This is a genomic window from Streptomyces sp. SD31 (genome assembly GCF_052068475.1).
Classification (GTDB): Bacteria; Actinomycetota; Actinomycetes; order Streptomycetales; family Streptomycetaceae; genus Streptomyces.
Genome location: NZ_JBQHCX010000011.1, coordinates 1 through 16,287, shown reverse-complemented (window position 1 = coordinate 16,287; position 16,287 = coordinate 1). Strand labels below are relative to the sequence as shown.

Annotated in this window: 18 protein-coding genes; 15 read left to right on the top strand and 3 right to left on the bottom strand. The window is 72.3% G+C overall.

Annotated elements, in window-relative coordinates:
- Positions 1 to 54: 54 nt before the first annotated feature.
- From ACTMVF_RS23720 to ACTMVF_RS23680, 9 genes are all read left to right on the top strand, one after another.
- The gene (locus tag ACTMVF_RS23720) at positions 55 to 1,047 is read left to right on the top strand and encodes a FecCD family ABC transporter permease (RefSeq protein ID WP_441273352.1); all 993 of its coding nucleotides are present in this window, start codon (positions 55 to 57) and stop codon (positions 1,045 to 1,047) included.
- Entirely contained in the window at positions 1,044 to 2,093 is a 1,050-nt protein-coding gene (locus tag ACTMVF_RS23715; RefSeq protein WP_441273115.1) for a FecCD family ABC transporter permease, read from the top strand. The genes ACTMVF_RS23720 and ACTMVF_RS23715 overlap by 4 nt, the downstream gene beginning before the upstream one ends.
- 56 nt (positions 2,094 to 2,149) lie before the next feature.
- On the top strand, positions 2,150 to 2,968 hold the full coding sequence (locus ACTMVF_RS23710) for an ABC transporter ATP-binding protein (protein WP_441273351.1): 819 nt from the start codon (positions 2,150 to 2,152) through the stop codon (positions 2,966 to 2,968).
- 26 nt (positions 2,969 to 2,994) lie between these two features.
- Positions 2,995 to 4,014, top strand: coding sequence for an ABC transporter substrate-binding protein (locus ACTMVF_RS23705; RefSeq protein ID WP_441273114.1), 1,020 nt, complete (start codon positions 2,995 to 2,997; stop codon positions 4,012 to 4,014).
- A gap of 89 nt (positions 4,015 to 4,103) precedes the next feature.
- The gene (locus ACTMVF_RS23700) at positions 4,104 to 5,279 is read left to right on the top strand and encodes an ATP-grasp domain-containing protein (protein WP_441273113.1); all 1,176 of its coding nucleotides are present in this window, start codon (positions 4,104 to 4,106) and stop codon (positions 5,277 to 5,279) included.
- Entirely contained in the window at positions 5,276 to 6,955 is a 1,680-nt protein-coding gene (locus tag ACTMVF_RS23695) for an IucA/IucC family protein (RefSeq protein ID WP_441273112.1), read from the top strand. Before ACTMVF_RS23700 ends, ACTMVF_RS23695 begins: the two co-directional genes overlap by 4 nt.
- Positions 6,952 to 8,148, top strand: coding sequence for an MFS transporter (locus ACTMVF_RS23690; RefSeq protein ID WP_441273111.1), 1,197 nt, complete (start codon positions 6,952 to 6,954; stop codon positions 8,146 to 8,148). Before ACTMVF_RS23695 ends, ACTMVF_RS23690 begins: the two co-directional genes overlap by 4 nt.
- A complete protein-coding gene (locus ACTMVF_RS23685) occupies positions 8,148 to 9,881 on the top strand; it encodes an IucA/IucC family protein (protein ID WP_441273110.1) in 1,734 nt (577 codons plus the stop codon). Before ACTMVF_RS23690 ends, ACTMVF_RS23685 begins: the two co-directional genes overlap by 1 nt.
- A complete protein-coding gene (locus ACTMVF_RS23680) occupies positions 9,878 to 11,077 on the top strand; it encodes a type III PLP-dependent enzyme (protein WP_441273109.1) in 1,200 nt (399 codons plus the stop codon). Before ACTMVF_RS23685 ends, ACTMVF_RS23680 begins: the two co-directional genes overlap by 4 nt.
- A gap of 74 nt (positions 11,078 to 11,151) precedes the next feature.
- Here ACTMVF_RS23680 and ACTMVF_RS23675 read toward each other — a convergent pair whose 3' ends face one another.
- A complete protein-coding gene (locus ACTMVF_RS23675; RefSeq protein WP_403342706.1) occupies positions 11,152 to 11,409 on the bottom strand; it encodes a hypothetical protein in 258 nt (85 codons plus the stop codon).
- Positions 11,410 to 11,579: 170 nt separating this feature from the next.
- Between ACTMVF_RS23675 and ACTMVF_RS23670 the strand changes: the two genes are divergently transcribed.
- The 5 genes from ACTMVF_RS23670 to ACTMVF_RS23650 all read left to right on the top strand — a co-directional run bounded on the left by ACTMVF_RS23670 (position 11,580) and on the right by ACTMVF_RS23650 (position 14,417).
- Positions 11,580 to 11,945: a nuclear transport factor 2 family protein gene (locus ACTMVF_RS23670; protein WP_441273108.1), complete on the top strand. Its 366-nt coding sequence runs from the start codon at positions 11,580 to 11,582 to the stop codon at positions 11,943 to 11,945.
- A 163-nt stretch (positions 11,946 to 12,108) separates the two neighbouring features.
- Positions 12,109 to 13,209 (top strand): YihY/virulence factor BrkB family protein, encoded by a 1,101-nt coding sequence (locus ACTMVF_RS23665; protein ID WP_441273107.1) that lies wholly within the window; start codon positions 12,109 to 12,111, stop codon positions 13,207 to 13,209.
- 82 nt (positions 13,210 to 13,291) lie between these two features.
- Positions 13,292 to 13,717, top strand: a complete 426-nt coding sequence (locus ACTMVF_RS23660) for a phage holin family protein (RefSeq protein WP_441273106.1) — start codon at positions 13,292 to 13,294, stop codon at positions 13,715 to 13,717.
- On the top strand, positions 13,714 to 14,154 hold the full coding sequence (locus ACTMVF_RS23655; RefSeq protein WP_441273105.1) for a DUF3618 domain-containing protein: 441 nt from the start codon (positions 13,714 to 13,716) through the stop codon (positions 14,152 to 14,154). The genes ACTMVF_RS23660 and ACTMVF_RS23655 overlap by 4 nt, the downstream gene beginning before the upstream one ends.
- Positions 14,151 to 14,417, top strand: coding sequence for a DUF4235 domain-containing protein (locus tag ACTMVF_RS23650; RefSeq protein WP_441273104.1), 267 nt, complete (start codon positions 14,151 to 14,153; stop codon positions 14,415 to 14,417). The genes ACTMVF_RS23655 and ACTMVF_RS23650 overlap by 4 nt, the downstream gene beginning before the upstream one ends.
- Before the next feature lie 58 nt (positions 14,418 to 14,475).
- Here the strand turns inward: ACTMVF_RS23650 and ACTMVF_RS23645 are convergent, their stop codons facing one another.
- Both ACTMVF_RS23645 and ACTMVF_RS23640 read right to left on the bottom strand, forming a co-directional pair.
- Positions 14,476 to 15,447 carry a CU044_5270 family protein gene (locus tag ACTMVF_RS23645; protein WP_441273103.1) on the bottom strand — a complete coding sequence of 324 codons (972 nt, stop codon included), beginning with the start codon at positions 15,445 to 15,447 and terminating at the stop codon, positions 14,476 to 14,478.
- Entirely contained in the window at positions 15,440 to 15,973 is a 534-nt protein-coding gene (locus ACTMVF_RS23640; protein WP_441273102.1) for an RNA polymerase sigma factor, read from the bottom strand. The genes ACTMVF_RS23645 and ACTMVF_RS23640 overlap by 8 nt, the downstream gene beginning before the upstream one ends.
- Before the next feature lie 105 nt (positions 15,974 to 16,078).
- On the opposite strand from ACTMVF_RS23640, the gene ACTMVF_RS23635 reads away from it, so the two are divergent.
- Positions 16,079 to 16,287, top strand: a 209-nt coding sequence (locus tag ACTMVF_RS23635) for a cbb3-type cytochrome c oxidase subunit I (RefSeq protein ID WP_441273350.1), incomplete at its 3' end; no start/stop codon positions are given.

The window sequence follows — 16,287 nt, the reverse complement described above, 5'->3', positions numbered from 1 at the left end:
CCTAACCTAAGCTCACGGTTTGTGACTGCGACCCAACGGGGCGCACCCATCGGTGTGCCCTTCCGTGCCTTCCGGCACATACCGCTCTTCCTCACCGGCCTCGGCGCCCTGGCACTCTGCACCGCGCTGAGTCTCGCCCTCGGCGCCCGTTCCGTGCCCTTGTCCACGGTCGCCGACGCGCTGTTCGGAAGCGCTCACGGACGCGAAGCCCTGGTGGTGACCGGGCTGCGCCTGCCGCGCACCGTCAGCGGACTCGCGGTCGGTGCCGCGCTCGGCGTCGCCGGGGCCGTCGCCCAGGGCATCACCCGCAATCCGCTCGCCTCGCCGACCACGCTCGGCATCAACGCGGGCGCCGGCTTCGCAGTCGTCGTCGCCATCTTCGCGCTGAAGCTCAACAGCCCTGCCCAGTACGTGTGGTTCGCGTTCGCCGGAGCGGCCGGCGCCGCCCTGTTCGCACAGGCCCTCGCCCGCCGCGCCGGAGACATCGACCCCGTACGGCTGGCGTTGGGCGGCACCGTCCTCCAACTCGTCCTGCTCTCCTGGACGTCGGCAGTCATGCTGATGAACCAGCGCACCCTGGACGAGGCTCGCTTCTGGCTGGCCGGTTCGCTGTCCGGCCGCTCCCTCGACGTGCTCTGGCCGGTGCTGCCCACCCTGCTGCTCGGCCTGGTGGTCGCGCTGGCGGTCTCCCCCGCCCTCAACGCCCTGGCCCTGGGCGACGATTCGGCGCAGGCGCTCGGCGTTCCGGTGGCCCGGATCCGGCTGGCCGGCGGCATCGCGGTCGTCCTGCTCGCCGGGTCGGCGGTGGCGGTGGCCGGTCCGATCGCCTTCATCGGGCTCGCCGCGCCCCATCTCGTACGGCCGCTGCTCGGCGGCGACCACCGACTGCTGGTGCCCGGCTGTCTGATCGCGGGGCCACTGCTGCTGCTCACCGCCGATGTGCTCGGCCGGATGGTGATCCGCCCCTCGGAGCTGGAGGTCGGCATCGTGACCGCGTTCCTGGGTGCGCCGCTGCTGGCGCTGCTGGCCCGGAGGGTGGCCCGATGAGCGCCGCGGTCGTGTCCGTGCGTACGAAGTCCGCCTCCCGTGCCCGGGTCCGGCGCCGCGTCCTGCTGTTCGCCACGACCGGCCTGGCCCTCCTGTTCGTGCTGCTCACCGTGTCCCTGACGACGGGTGAGATACCGATGCCCGCGGGAACGGCGCTGCGGGCGCTGGTCGGGCTCGGGGATCCGGGCGATGTGCTGGTGGTGCAGCAGTTCCGGGCGCCGCGATCCGTGGCGGCTGTCGTCGCCGGAGCCGGGCTGGGCGCGGCGGGCTGTGTGCTGCAGCGGCTGTTCCGCAATCCGCTGGCGTCTCCGGACGTCATGGGCGTGACGGGCGGGGCGTCGCTGGGCGCGGTCGCGCTGATCGCCGCCGGGGCCTCGCAGGCGCTGATCCCGGTCGGGGCGCTGGGCGGCGGGCTGCTCGCGGCGCTGCTGCTGGGCGTGTTCGCCTGGCGCTCCGGGCTCGCGGTCACCCGGCTGGTGCTCACCGGGCTCGCCGTGCAGGCGGGTCTGGCCGCCGCGGTGAACCTGATGGTCGTGCGCTTCCCGGCCGAGCTCGCCGGCTCGGCGCTGCAGTGGATCACCGGCTCGGTGTACGGGCGGACCTGGACGGAGGTGTGGGAAGCAAGCGCCGCCATGGTGCTCGCGTTCGCCACCGCACTCGTGATGCACCGCAGGCTCGCCGTGCTCGACCTCGGCGACGACTCGGCGGGCGCGCTCGGCCTCCGCACCTCCGCGGCTCGGCTTCAACTGCTCGTCCTCGCCGTCGTGTTGGCCTCGCTGGCGGCCGCGCTCGCCGGGCCGGTGACGTTCGTTGCGCTCGCCGTGCCGCACATCGTGCGGTTCGTCACCGGGCCGCCGACCGCCGCGTCCCTCGCGCTGGCCGGGCTCACCGGGGCGGTGCTGCTGCTCGCCTCCGACCTGGTCGTGCAGCACCTGCTGCCGATCGAGGGGCTGCCGGTCGGCGCGGTCACCGCCACGCTCGGCGCCCCCTGGCTGCTGGTGCTGATGCTGCGCCAGAGCTCGCCCGTCCAGAGGAGTCACCGATGACCGGCGCCCGGCACGAACCCGCCCCGCCGCCCTCCACCGGTCTTCAGGAGCCGCACATGCCCGCCCCCGCCAACCAGCTCTCCACGCAGGGCCTCGATCTGCGCTACGGCGACCGGGCCGTGGTCGGCGGCCTCGACCTCACGCTGCCGGGTGGCGCCGTCACGGCGATCGTCGGCCCCAACGCCTGCGGTAAATCAACCCTGTTGAGGGGGCTCAGCCGACTCCTCGCCCCGGCCGCCGGCACCGTGGCGCTCGACGGCGCCGACATCCACCGCATGTCCGCCCGTTCCCTCGCCCGCCGCATGGGCCTGCTGCCGCAGCAGCCGGTAACTCCCGAGGCGATCACCGTCGAGGCGCTCGTCCGGCTCGGCCGCTATCCCCATCAGCGGCTGCTGAGCCCCTGGTCGGCCGCCGACCAGAAGGCCGTCGACGAGGCCCTGGAGCGCACCGGCACCACGGTCCTGCGCGACCACCCCGTGGACCAGCTCTCCGGCGGTCAGCGGCAACGCGCCTGGATCGCGCTGGCGTTGGCGCAGGACACCGAGCTGCTCCTGCTCGACGAGCCGACGACCTTCCTCGACCTGCGGCACCAGCTCGACGTCCTCGACCTGGTCGCCGCCCTGCACGCCGAGGCCGGCCGCACCGTGGTGATGGTGCTGCACGACCTCGGACAGGCCGCCCGCTACGCGGACCACATGGTGGTCCTCAAGGACGGCCGCCTCGCCGCCGCCGGCGCCCCGGCCGACATCCTCGACGCGGAGCTGGTCAAGTCCGTGTTCGACGTGGACTGCCGGGTGATCCCCGACCCGGAGACCGGCACCCCGCTGGTCGTCCCCAAGAGCAGCGCGGTGCGGCACTCCGCCGCCACTGCCTGATCAGTCCCCACTCACAGAAAAGAACCATGTTCATGCGATCTCCCCTGCGCGGAATCGGCCGGCTGATCGCCGTGCTGCTCTCCGTCGTGCTCGGCACGGCCGTCCTGGCCGCCTGTGGCAGCGAGGACTCCTCCAAGGACAGCGACACGGCCAAGGCCGCCAATGACAGCTCCGCCTTCCCGCGCACGCTGAAGACCGTGATGGGCGACGTGAAGATCCCGTCCCAGCCGAAGCGGGTCGTCGTGCTCGACACCGGTGAGCTGGACGACGTCACCCTGCTCGGCATCGACCCGGTCGGCGCGGTCGCCCCGCACTTCAAGACGTCAGGCGGCTTCCCGGCCTACCTGGACGGCGAGCTCAAGAACACCGTCGACGTCGGCCCGCTCCTGGAGCCGAACCTGGAGAAGATCGCCTCGCTGAAGCCCGATCTGATCCTGTCCTCCAAGGTCCGGCACGAGAAGGTCTACGACAAGCTCAGCGCCATCGCGCCGACCGTCTTCACCGAGACCACCGGCGGTGTCTGGAAGGAGAACCTGAAGGTCCACGCCGAGGCGCTGGGCCTGGAGAAGGAGGCCGCGGCCAAGCTGAAGGAGTACGAGACGCAGGCCAAGGCGCTCGGGGCGGCCATCAAGAAGAAGGACGGCGGCACCATGCCGACCGTGTCCGTGGTCCGCTTCATCGCCGGTCCGACCCGTCTGTACCAGACCAACTCCTACAGCGGTGTCGTCCTGAACGACATCGGCTTCCAGCGGCCCAAGTCGCAGATCTCCAGCGACCCCGAGGTCACGATGAAGGACGTCAGCCCCGAGGAGATCGACCAGGCCGACGCCGACCTGATCTTCGTCACGGCCGCCGACGCCGAGGACAAGACCCAGAAGAAGCAGGTCGTCTCCAACCCGGTATGGAAGGACCTCCCGGCCGTGAAGGACGGCAAGGTCTTCGAGGTGCCGGACGAGACCTGGATGTCCGGCATCGGCGTCCAGGCCGCCGAGGAGATGCTGAAGGACGTGGCGAAGGCCACCGGCGTGGAGTTCCCGGCGAAGTAACCGGTCGCTGAACCTTCCGGGGCGGGCCGCGCCCGACCGGCCCGGCCCGCCCCCACCCCCCACCCGCTAGCGGAAGTTGTTCCTCTGCCATGCGCCTGTACCTGCTCGCGCTCAATCCGACCGACTCCGTCACCGAGGGCTTCCTGCCCGCCGCGGCCCGGCTCGGCCTGGACGTCACCGTCCTCACCGACCAGCCCGAGGCCCACCGCCGCCTCTACCCGGACGTCGAGATCATGGAGTGCGACGTCCGAGACTTCCGGGCGGTGATCACCCGGATCTCGACCCACCACCGCCCCGACGCGGTCTTCACCAACAGCGACCACCTCCAGACCCAGGCCGCCCTGGCCGCCGCCTACTTCGACCTCCCCGGCAAGGACTGGCGGGCCACCCTGCGCTGCAAGGACAAGGCCGAGATGCGCCGGCGGCTCGCCGCGGCCGGCGTGGACACCGTGTGGTCGGCGGAGCTGACCCGACCGGTCGCGCCCGGCGACGCGCCGTACCCCTGTGTGGTCAAGCCACGTGAGGGCGTGGCCAGCGAGGATGTCGTCCTCGTCGGCGGCCCCGAGGAACTGGTGACGCACACCAAGGAGATCCTGGAGCGCCGCCCGGGAGCCGTGCTGGTCGTCGAGGAGTACCTCCCGGGCGACCTGTTCACCCTGGAGACCCTCGGCGACGGCAGCGTCCGACATGTGCTGGGCGGCTTCCACACCGAGCTGTCGCCGCCGCCGTACTTCATCGAGGAGCGCCTCACCTTCGTCCCCGCCCACCCCGAGCCGGTCGTCGCGCAGGTCCTGGAGCAACTGGACGCGCTGGGCGTCGGGTTCGGTGCCTGCCACACCGAGTTCGTGGTGCACGACGGGCGGGCGCGGATCATCGAGGTCAACTACCGTGCCATCGGCGACCAGTGCGATCTGCTGCTGGCCCGGCTGCTGGAGGTCCCGCTCTTCGAGCACATCCTGCGCACCCATCTCGGCGAGCCCCTCCCGGCCGACCTGGCCGCCCGCCGCGACGGCGCCGCCCGTCTGGAGTACCCGTGCGCCGACCGCGCCGGCACGCTGGTCGGCGCCCCCGAGGCCACGGATCTCGACGTCGACGGCGTGCATCTGACGTACCGTCCGCTGCGTGCGGTGGGCGAGGAGCACGAGCTGTACAGCACCAACCGCGACTACCTCGGCGTCGTGCGGGCCACCGGCACCGACCAGCCGACCGTGGACCGGGTGGTGGCCGGCTTCCTGGCCGAGCGGCGCTGGGAGATCCAGCCGTGAGCGCACCGCCCCTGACGGACACCTGCGAGGCGGAGCTGCTCACACGGGTGCTCAGCGCACTGCTGCGCGAGGACGTGGTCGGGCTGCACACGAAGGGCACGCTGACGCAGCGCCCGGACGGCCCCTGGATACGGCTGGCCGCCGGACGCGACGACGCCCTGTTGCTGCCCGTCGCCGAGGACGGCTACCAGTGCGAGTACGCCGCCCGGCTGCCGCTCCTCGTGCGTGAGTCGGACGGCGCCGAGCTGACGTCGTACGACACCGTGCTGAGCGCGCTGCGTGCGCTGGCCGAGCCGGAGGACCAGGACGGCTTCGACGCGTTCGCCGAGGAGTGCCGGCAGACGCTGGCCACGATGCGGCTGCACGCGGCGACACGGACGGAGGTCCTGGCGAAGCTCGGGGCCGGGACCGGGCTCGGCGGCTCGCTGGCGTACGAGACCCTCGCCGCCCGCCTCGACCATCCCGTCTATCCGACCGCGCGCGGCCGCTCCGGGCTGACGGAGGAGCAACTGCGCGCGTACGCCCCGGAGTTCCATCCGCGTTTCGCGCTGCGGTGGCTCGCCGTGCCCCGGGAGACGGTCACCCTGACCGGCGCCCTCCCGCAGGACTGGCCGACGCCGGAGACACTCGGACTGCCCGAGGCGCGGGGCACCCATGTGGCCCTGCCCGTCCACCCGTTGACCGTCGACGCGCTGGCGGCCGCCGGTCTCCCGGACGGCGCGCTGCTCGCCGACCGGGCCCACCTGGACGTCGTACCAACCCTGTCGATGCGTACCGTCGCCACGGTCGCGGATCCCTCCCTGCACCTCAAACTCCCACTGGCGACCGCGACGTTGGGTCTGCGCAACAAGCGGACCGTCAAGCCCGGCACGCTGGTCGACGGCGCGGCGGGGCAGCGGCTCCTGGAGGCGGTGATCGCCCGGGAGCCCCGCTTCCGGGAGACGATCCTGCACGCCGACGAGACGGTCTACGCGCACGCCGGTCACGAACTGCTGGCGGTCCTGTGCCGCCGCTACCCGGCCGGGCTCGACGACTCGGTGGTCGTACCGCTGGCGGCCCTGCTGGCCGAGGCGCCCGACGGGCGGCCGGTCCTCGGCCACCTCGCCGACCGCTTCCACGGCGGCGACCCGCTCGCCCTGCTGGACGCCCTTCTCACGCTGCTGTTCGACTGGCAGACCACGCTGTTCGGGTACGGCATCGCGCTGGAGTCGCACCAGCAGAACATCTCGGTGGTGCTGCGGCCGGGGAATCTGCGGCTGCTGTTCAAGGACAACGACGGGCCGCGCATCAACACCGAGCGGCTGGCCGCCGTGCTCCCCGGGCCGTGGGGCTTCGACGACGCGCGGATCTTCGGTACGGACGACGGGCCGGTCGCCGACGTGTTCACCACCATCACGGTCCATCTGTGCGCGGGCGCCTACGCGTTCGGGCTCACCGAGCACCGCCGGGCCCTCCTCGACCTCGTCCGTGACCGGCTGACGGAGGCGGTGGACCGGCTCGGCGGCGACGCCGGGGCCGTCCTGCGGGCCCGCGTGCTGGACGCGCCGCGGCTGCCGGTGAAGGCGATGGTGACGGCCGGGACGCTGCTGTCCAAGGAGCGTTCGGGCGCCGCCGACATCAACAAGCACTACACGACCGGCCCCAACTACCTTCTGCCCGGCGGTGGTTCGGCATGACCGTGGAGGCACTGCGTATGCCGCGCACCGGGTTCGGACGCGGGCATGTACAAGCGGTGGCCGGCTGCTACTTCGTGGCGTCGTTCGCGGCGCTCGGCCTGCCGCCGTATCTCACCGAGATCCTGCCGGAGCTGGGGGACCACGGTGCCCGCTGGGCGGGGGTGCTCTACATCGTGCCGACCGTGTTCGGTGCGCTCGGCGCCCCTCTGTGGGGGCGGCTCGCGGACCGGTTCGGCCGCAAACGGCTGCTGCTGCGCGCCCAGTTGGGGCTCGCCGTGTCCTTCCTGCTCGCGGGCTGGGCGGACTCGCTGGCCACGTTCACGGTGGCGCTGGTGCTCCAGGGCATCCTGGGCGGCACGTTCGCCGCGTCCAACGGCTATCTGGGCGCCGCTCTGCAGGGCCCGGCGCTGTCCAAGGCGCTCACCCTGATGCAGGGCAGCGCCCGTGCCGCGCTGGTGGTCGCGCCGATCGTGGTCGGCTCGCTGTCCGGCTGGCTCTCCCCGCACCGGCAGTACGCCCTGCTCGCCGTACTGCCCCTCACGGCCGCCCTGTTGCTCGCGGCACTGCCCGAACCACAGCCCGCCGAGCAGCTTCGGGCCGAGCCCGAGACGGTCGACGACACGCCTCCGGTGGTCTCGCTCAGGGCGCTGTACGCGCTGGAGTTCGCCTTCGTGTTCTCCACCGTCATCTCCTTCCCCTATCTGATCGCGCTCGTCGAGGACCGGCTGCCGGGGACCTCGCCGGCGCTGTCCGGTGTGCTGTTCGCCCTGCCCCACCTGGTCTATCTGGTGGCGGCGCTGGCGGTGCACGCCGCTTTCCACGACCGGCCGCGGTCCGGGATCGCGCTCGGCTTCACCTGTATCGCGCTCGGCCTCGCCGGGCACGGCGTCGCCGGTTCCCTGACCACGCTGATCGCCGTACGCCTGCTGCTGGGCGCGGGGCTCACCCTCGGTCTGGTGTGTCTGTCGGTGCTGGCCGCCGACTGCGCCAGGGGCCGTGCACCGGGCGGGATGTTCGGGTCGCTGGAGTTCTTCTCCAAGGCCGGCGCGGTCGCCGCCGGCTTGGCCGCGGCGGTGGGCAGCGCCCGCTTCGGATCGACCGCCCCCGTGCTGACCGGCGGCGCCGCTGCCGCCCTCACCGTCGTCGCCACCCTTCTCCCCACACTGAACCACCGCACCCGCCGGAGCCGCTGATGCCCTCCCTCACCGCCTCGCTCCCCACCACCGAACTCCCCACCGCCGACGAAGCGGTGACCCACACCCTGCTCAACTGCCTGCTGCGCGAGGTGTCCGGCCCCGAACACCAGACGGTCGTCACCGACGGCGACCTGCTGCTGCGCCTGCCCCGCCGCGGGGTCCTCCTGCGCGTCGCCCTGCGCCGGTCCTCGCTCCTCGGGGCGCACCGGTTCACCGGCCCGGTGAGCGAACAGCGCGACGGCGACTGGACGGAGGTGGACTGGCGGCGTCTGGCCGAGTACACGCACGACGAGCTGTCGCTGCGGACGGGCGTGCGCAACGAGGAGTTCCTGGAGCAGATCGCCTCCAGCCACGAAGCCGTGGCGACCGCGCTGGCCGACCGGCGAGCGGCAGGGCCCTCGCCCGACCCGCTCGCCCCACTCCCCGCCTATCTCGCCTCCGAGCAGTCCCTCCTGTTCGGCCACCGCTTCCACCCCACTCCCAAGGCCCGCACCGGCGACCCGCGCGCCTGGTCCGCGTACGCCCCCGAGGTCGCGGCCGCCTTCCCGCTGCGCCACCTCGCCGTGCGCGCCGGCCTGATCGCCGAGGAGTACGTCGAGGCCTCTGCCGTCGCCCCGCTGGACGGGCAGCGCACCGACATCCCCGACGGCTACCGTCTGCTGCCCGCCCACCCCTGGCAGTACGAGACACTCCGCGAGCACCCGTTGCTGCGCGCGGCCCTCGACCGCGGCGACATCCTCGACCTCGGCCCGGGCGGACGGCCCTTCGCCGCGACCGCCTCGGTCCGCACCCTGTACGACGGCGAGACGTTCCTGAAGTTCAGCCTGAACGTGCGGATCACCAACTGCCTGCGCAAGAACAGCACGTACGAGCTGTCGGGCGCCGTCGCCCTCACCCGCGTCCTGGCCCCGGCACTCGCCGACCTGGCCGAGCGTTTCCCCGGCAGCGCGGTGCTCCGCGAGCCCGCCTACCGTACGCTCGCCCTCCCCGGCCCGGACGGCACACCGGACCGCGCGCTGTTCGAGGGCTTCGGCGTCATCGTCCGCGAGGGCCTGCCGCAGCGCCTCGCACCGGGCACCACTCCCCTGCTGGCGGCCGCGGTGGCCGACGAGTACCCGACCGGCGCGGCGCACATCTCCCGCCTCCTTCGGGGCGCGGACTCCCGCACCGCCCTCGACTGGTGGTCGGCGTACCTGAACCTGCTCGTCCCGCCGGTCATGGCCGCCTACTTCGACCACGGCCTGGTCCTGGAGCCGCACCTGCAGAACGTCCTGATCTGCGTCGACGGCGACGGCATGCCCGCCCAGGTCCTCTTCCGCGACCTGGAGGGCACCAAGCTCGTCCCCGACCACCACAAGGACACCCTCGCCGCGCTGCCGCCCGAGGTCGCCGGTCCGATGACGTACGACGCACAGCGCGGCTGGGACCGGGTCGTCTACTGCCTGCTGGTCAACCACATCGCCGAGCTGCTCGCCGCGCTCGCCGACCTGCACCCCGAGGCGGAGGCCGCCCTGTGGGCACGGGTGCGCGAAACGCTCCGCGCGTACGCCGGCCGGGACGGCTGCCCGCCCCGTCTCGCCGCCCTGCTCGCCGGGGTGCCGTTGCCCGCCAAGGCCAACCTGCTCACCCGCTGGGAGCGCAAGGCCGACCGCGAGGCCGGTTACGTCCGATTGCCGTCCCCCCTCGCCGAGGACATCCTGCGCGACAGGAACGGGAGTGCCGCCCGATGACCGAGCCCACGCCCGCGGTCCGCGACCGCGTCCTGTCCCTGCCGTCCGTCGAACTGCCCGCCTACGTCTACGACTTGACGGCCCTGCGCGCGCATGCCGCCGCCGTACGGGACGCCCTGCCCGAGCGGGTGGAGCTGTACTACGCGGCCAAGGCCAACCCGGAGCCGGAGATCCTCGCCGCCCTCGGCCCGTACGTCGACGGCTACGAGGTCTCCTCGGGCGGCGAACTCGCCCATGTCGCGAAGGCGGTGCCGGGCCGCCCGCTCGCCTTCGGCGGTCCCGGCAAGACGCCGGACGAGGTGACGGCCGCGCTGGAGACGGGAGTCGAGCGCTTCCACGTCGAGAGCGCGTACGAGCTGCGCATGCTGGCCGAGTTGGCCCGGACATACGCGCCGGGCCGGCGGATGGCGGTGCTGCCCCGGGTCAACCTGCCGGTGGCGGACGGGTCGTTGGCGGGCAGCTCGCTGGCCATGGGCGGGCGTCCGACACCGTTCGGGATGGACCCCGCCCAGGCCGGCGAGGTCGTACGCGCCCTCACCGACGGGACGTATCCGCACCTCGAACTGCGCGGCATCCACGCCCACTTGGCCAGCGGACTGGAGGCGGCCGAGCAGATCACGGTGGCCGAGTCGATCGTGACGTGGGCGACGGGCCTGGGCGTGCCGCTCGCCGAGGTGAACGTGGGCGGCGGCATGCACGTCGACTACGCCGACCCGCGGCGCCGGTTCGACTGGGCCGCGTACGGCAAGGGGCTCGCCCGGCTGAGCGAGGCGCACCCGGGGCTGAGCCTGCGCATCGAGCCGGGTCGGGCGCTGACGGCGTACTGCGGCTGGTACGCCACCGAGGTGCTGGACGTGAAGCACAGCCACGGCGAGGAGTTCGGCGTGGTGCGGGGCGGCACGCACCATCTGCGGACCCCCGCGACGAAGGGCCACGACCAGCCCTGTTCCGTTCTGCCGGTGGACGCGTGGCCGCACCCTTGGCCGCGTCCGTCCGCCGACGGCGAGCAGGTGACCCTCGCCGGTCAGCTGTGCACGCCGAAGGACCTGCTGGCCCGCCATGTGCCCGCGCCCGGGCTGAGGGCCGGGGACCGGGTCGCGTTCTCGCTGGCGGGGGCGTACGCCTGGAACATCTCCCACCACGACTTCCTGATGCACCCCAGGCCGGGCTTCCACTTCCTGGACACCGCCGAGTAGTCGGCGCGTCACTCACCGCGCACGAGAAGGGCCGCCCGGCGCGTTCCGGGCGGCCCTTGCCGTGGGTCGGTGACCTAGGGGAGCTGCTTCAGGCCGTTGAGGTGGTTGAGGTGGCCCAGGTGCTGGGTGACCCTCGGGACCCGGTGCTTGTGCTCCTCGGGGATGCCGGTCGTGGCGAGCGAGTCGAGCGTGGCGACCGGGTTCAGCGAGCCGGCCTTGGGGGCGGTCGCCTTGGGTGCGTTCACGTCGGCCGCGTTCGCCATCGGCACGGTGAGTCCGGTGATTCCGGCGGCCAGGCCAACGGCGGCGACGATACGTCGTGTTGAGATCATGTCTTCTGCAACGCGAGGGGCCGGCGCCGGACACGGCCGCCCGGCGCCGGTCACCCGTCAGGCGCACCGCCGCGGCTGCGCTTGCCGGGTCCGGCGGGACAGAGGAGTCTCGGAGGAGAGGCCCTCGCGGTCCGCACCTCGTCCTGCCGCGGGCCTCGGAGGAGGTCACCATGGGCACAGCCACCAGCCCGTCGTTCGACACCGAAACTCTGCGCCGGGGCATAGAGGGACAGACCCCGGAGACGCTTCTGTCGCTGTACGCGGACGACGCGGAGCTGCGCGTCGTCAACCGCAACGCCCAGCCCAGCCACCCCAAGGTTCTGCATGGCCGCGGCGAGATCGCCGACATGCTGAGCGACGTCTACAGCCGCGACATGACGCACAAGCTGGAGGGATGCGTGATCCAGGGTGACCGCGCGGCCTACAGCGAGTCCTGTGAGTACGCGGACGGGGTACGCGTCCTGTCCGAGTCGATGATCACGTTGCGCGACGGCAAGATCTCCCGGCAGATCCTGATCGAGGCGTGGGACGAGTAGGACAAGAGCCGGAACGGAATCACCGAAGGTCCAGGTCGGTTCGGTTGCCGACCTGGGCCTTCTCGGCCGCTCCGGTGGCTGCCGGAGCCGTCTCGGGGTTTTCCTCGCTACGCACTTGCGTGGTGGCGCTTGAGCGGAGCAGGGCCGGGTTACCCGGGGGAGCATGACTCGGCTTCTCAAATCCAGGCACAAGGATCACCGCGCGCGACGCAGTCCGCCTCCCCCACCGGCCCCCGACCGGGCAGGACAGGACGCAGCCGGCGCCGAGACCTCCCAGGAGCGCTTCGGGCCCGATCCCCAAGTGGAGCGGGAGGCGCCCGACACCCCGACCGAGCTGCCCGGTCGCTCGTGGGGGGCGGCGCTGAAGGGCACCCTGCGGGAGTTCAAGGACGACGAGCTGACGGACCGCGCGGCGGCCCTGACCTACTACGGGGTGCTGTCCCTCTTCCCGGCCCTGCTGGTGCTGATGTCCGTGCTCGGGCTGGTCGGCAGGTCGGCCAGCGACAAGGTCCTGGAGAACATCAACCAGCTCGCACCCGGCTCGGCCCGGGACATCCTCACCACCGCGGTCGAGCAGTTGCAGGGCAACGGCGGTCTCGGCTCCCTCATGGCCGTCGTCGGCCTCGTCCTGGCGGTGTGGTCGGCCTCCGGCTATGTCGCGGCCTTCATCCGCACCTCCAACGCGGTCTACGACATGCCCGAGGGGCGCCCGGTGTGGAAGATCCTCCCGATCCGGCTCGCGCTGACCGTCGCCCTCATGGTGCTGGCCGTGATCAGCGCGCTGATCGTCGTCTTCACCGGCGCCCTGGCCCGCCAGGTCGGCACCACGCTGGGCATCGGCGACACGGCCCTGACGGTCTGGTCCATCGCCAAGTGGCCCGCCCTGGCCGTTCTGGTGACCACCATGATCGCGATCCTCTACTGGGCGGCTCCCAACGCCAGGGTGCGCGGCTTCCGGTGGATCACTCCGGGCAGCTTCCTCGCCCTGCTGATCTGGATGATCGCCTCCGCGGGCTTCGCGTTCTACGTCGCCAACTTCGCCTCGTACAACAAGACCTACGGCACCATGGCGGGCGTCATCGTCTTCCTGATCTGGCTGTGGGTCGGCAATCTGGCCATCCTGCTCGGCCTGGAGTTCGACGCGGAGGCGGTACGGCAGCGCGCGATCGCCGGCGGTCACCCACCCGACGAGGAGCCCTACACACCGCCGCGCGACACCCGTAAATGGGACGAACAGGACCGGCGACGGCTGCGCGGTCCATGACGGCGAACCGCGGTACGTCGGGTCGACGCCCGGGTACCCGGCGCCACAGTCCCATCCGCGAACCGCAACGCAGGGGAAGAAGGTGACCCTCGTGACCACCACGCACCCGCGGTACCACTCCCGCTCCGACGCCTCGGTCGGCGAACTGGTCCAGGAGGCCACCCAGGAGCTGAGCGACCTGGTCCGGGCCGAGATGCGGCTGGCGCAGACGGAGATGACGCAGAAGGGCAAGCGCCTCGGCATGGGCGGCGGCATGTTCGGCGGCGCCGGACTGGTCGGCTTCCTCGCCCTGCAGGCGATGGTCGCCACCGCGATCGCGGCCCTGGCCGTGCCGCTGCCGGTGTGGGCCGCAGGGCTGATCATCACCGGGGGTCTGCTCGTCGTCGCCGCGCTGATGGCGGCCGTCGGCAGGGCGAAGGTCCGCACGGCCACCCCGCCCACCCCCGAGCAGACCGTCGGCAGCATCAAGGCCGACGTGGCGGAGATCAAGGAAAGGGCACAGCGATGACCAGCGATGCGACGTCCGGTTCGGGCGGCAAGGGCCCCGACGAACTGCGCGAGCAGATCGAGCAGACCCGCGAGGAACTGGGCCGGACCGTGGAGGAGCTCGCCACCCGGACCGACGTGAAGTCACGGGCCCAGGACAAGGCCCATGAGGCCAGGGAGCAGGTCGGCCGTGCGACCGCCGAGGCCGCCCGGCGCCTCCGGGAGAAGGTGCCGCCTCCGGTACAGGACACGGCCGACCGGGCCGCGCACCGCGTCCGGGACACCGCGAGCCGGGCCGGCCACATGGTGCAGGACAGGACACCCGAGCCGATACGGCAGCGGACCGACCGCGGCCTGCGCACCGCCCGCCGGCACCGCGGCGCGCTGCTGGCCGGGACGGCGGCTGTGGGCGGTGCCGTCCTGCTGGCACGCCGTCGTCATGCGGGAGCCCACCGATGAAGACCTCCAAGATCGCATACAAGCCCGTGGGCCTCGTCCTCGGTGCCGTCAGCGGCATGCTGGCCGGCGCGGCCTTCAAGCAGACCTGGAAGATGCTCGGCCACGAGCAGGACGCCCCGGACGCCACCGACGAGGACCGCACCTGGCAGGAGATCCTCACGGCCGCGACCCTGCAGGGCGCCATCTTCGCGGGCGTCAAGGCCGCCGTGGACCGCGCGGGCGCCACCGCCACCCACCGCCTGACGGGCGCCTGGCCGGGCTGAGACTCTCGAACCGCTTCCCTTGAGGGGCGCTCCCCTCAAGGGGGTGTGATGCTCCCGGTCAGCGCATCCAGGCGCTGTACGACATCACGTCGCCGGCCTTGACGCCGTACTCCGGTTCCGCCTTCGTGAAGGTGGTCTCCAGCCCGAGTACGGCGCCGGTGGCCGGGTCCATGATCAGCATCTCGCGGGTGGCGGACCGGTCGTACACGTACGCCTGTCCGCGCCGCCCGAGCCGGTCCGTCACCTGCCCCGCGGGCCGCAGCCCCTCGGCGTCCGCGAGCAACCGGGCCAGCGCGGCGGACTCGCGGGCGCCGAGGGTCCAGTGGTCCAGCAGGATCTTCGTGGCGTCGAGGAGTTCGGAGGTGTTCAGCGGCTTGCTGTGGTCCGCCAGGTGGGCGCGCTCCGCTTCTTCGAGGTAGTCGTGCAGCCGTACGGCGTCGTGCGGCGGCCGGGACTCGGGCGGGGCGTCGCTCCAACTGGGCGGGTATGTCTGCCTGCTGAGGACGTGGCCGTCCTCGACGAGTTCCCCGTCGCCGCCGAGGACCGGCCGGCCCGGGTGTCGCGGGTCGGTCGCCACGACGAGTTCCGTGTGGCTGTCGTCGGCCATCCACCGCACGATGCGCTCCTCGGGAAGCGTGATCGGCGGCTTGTCGTCGCTCATGCCCATGCTCCACGACTGCATGTGCGTGCCCTTGCGGAGCTTCGGCGAACCGTCGGCCGCGGCCGCCTGTGCCCGCTCGGCCAGGGTGTTCAGGGATACGGGGGTGGAGTCGGCCTGCACGAGCAGCGGGCGGGGTGCGGCGACCGCCGGGGCGGTCGTCTGGCCGGTGAACAGCAGAGCCGACACGAGCGCGGTGACGACGGCCACCGCTGCCAGACCCCAGACCAGCCGCGGGCGGCGGGAGTTCCGCTCCCGCATCAGCCGGTCGAGCCGCCGCTCGGCGTGATGGTCGAGGGGGCCGTCGCCGAAGTGCGGACCGTCGACCGGTACCGGGTTGGCGCGGCGCAGCAGTTCGAGTTCGTCAGCCATGACTTCGTTCCTTGGACGCGATGGGAGGGCACATACGGTCGATCTCGGCTCTCAGCCGGCGCCGGGCCCGGTGCAGTCGCATCGACGCGGCCCGCCTGCCGCAGCCGAGGGCAACGGCGACCTCGTCGATGCCGAGCTCCTCCCATGCCGTCAGCCGCAGCACCTCCTGGTCGGCCGGGGACAGCCGGGCGAGCGCGTCGTGCACCCAGGCGCCCGGGGCCTCAGCGTCCGGGCCGGCCTCGATGTGCCGCCCGTGTGCCGTGTCGTCGTTGCCCAGCCGGTCGACCAGCCGCCGTCTGCGCCCCTGGCCGCGCACCGCGTTGGCCAGGCAGTTGCGTGCCACGCCGTACAGCCAGGGCAGCGGTGCCGGCGGGAGGTCGGCCCGGCGGCGCCAGGCGACGGTGAACACCTCCGCCACCACTTCCTCGACTTCGCTCGTACGCCCGTCCAGTCGCCGCGCGACATAGCGGCTGACCGCCCAGTAGTGCTCGCGATAGGCAGCGGCGAAGTTGTCGTCGTTGCTCATGTTCCGTTCGTGTCCGGCACCGTCGGGATCGTCACAGCTGTTTGCGTGATTCTCGTCGCGTCCCTGAAGTGTGACGGCCGGGCGGGGCACGGACACAGGCGGGGCATGAGGCACCTCAAGTGGCTGACGACCACCGATCACAAAACAATCGGAACGCTCTATCTGGTCACGTCGTTCGCGTTCTTCTGCGTAGGTGGCGTGATGGCGCTCTTCATGCGCGCCGAGCTCGCCCGGCCCGGTCTGCAGATCATGTCGAACGAGCAGTTCAACCAGGCGTTCACGATGCACGGCACGATCATGCTGCTGATGTTCGC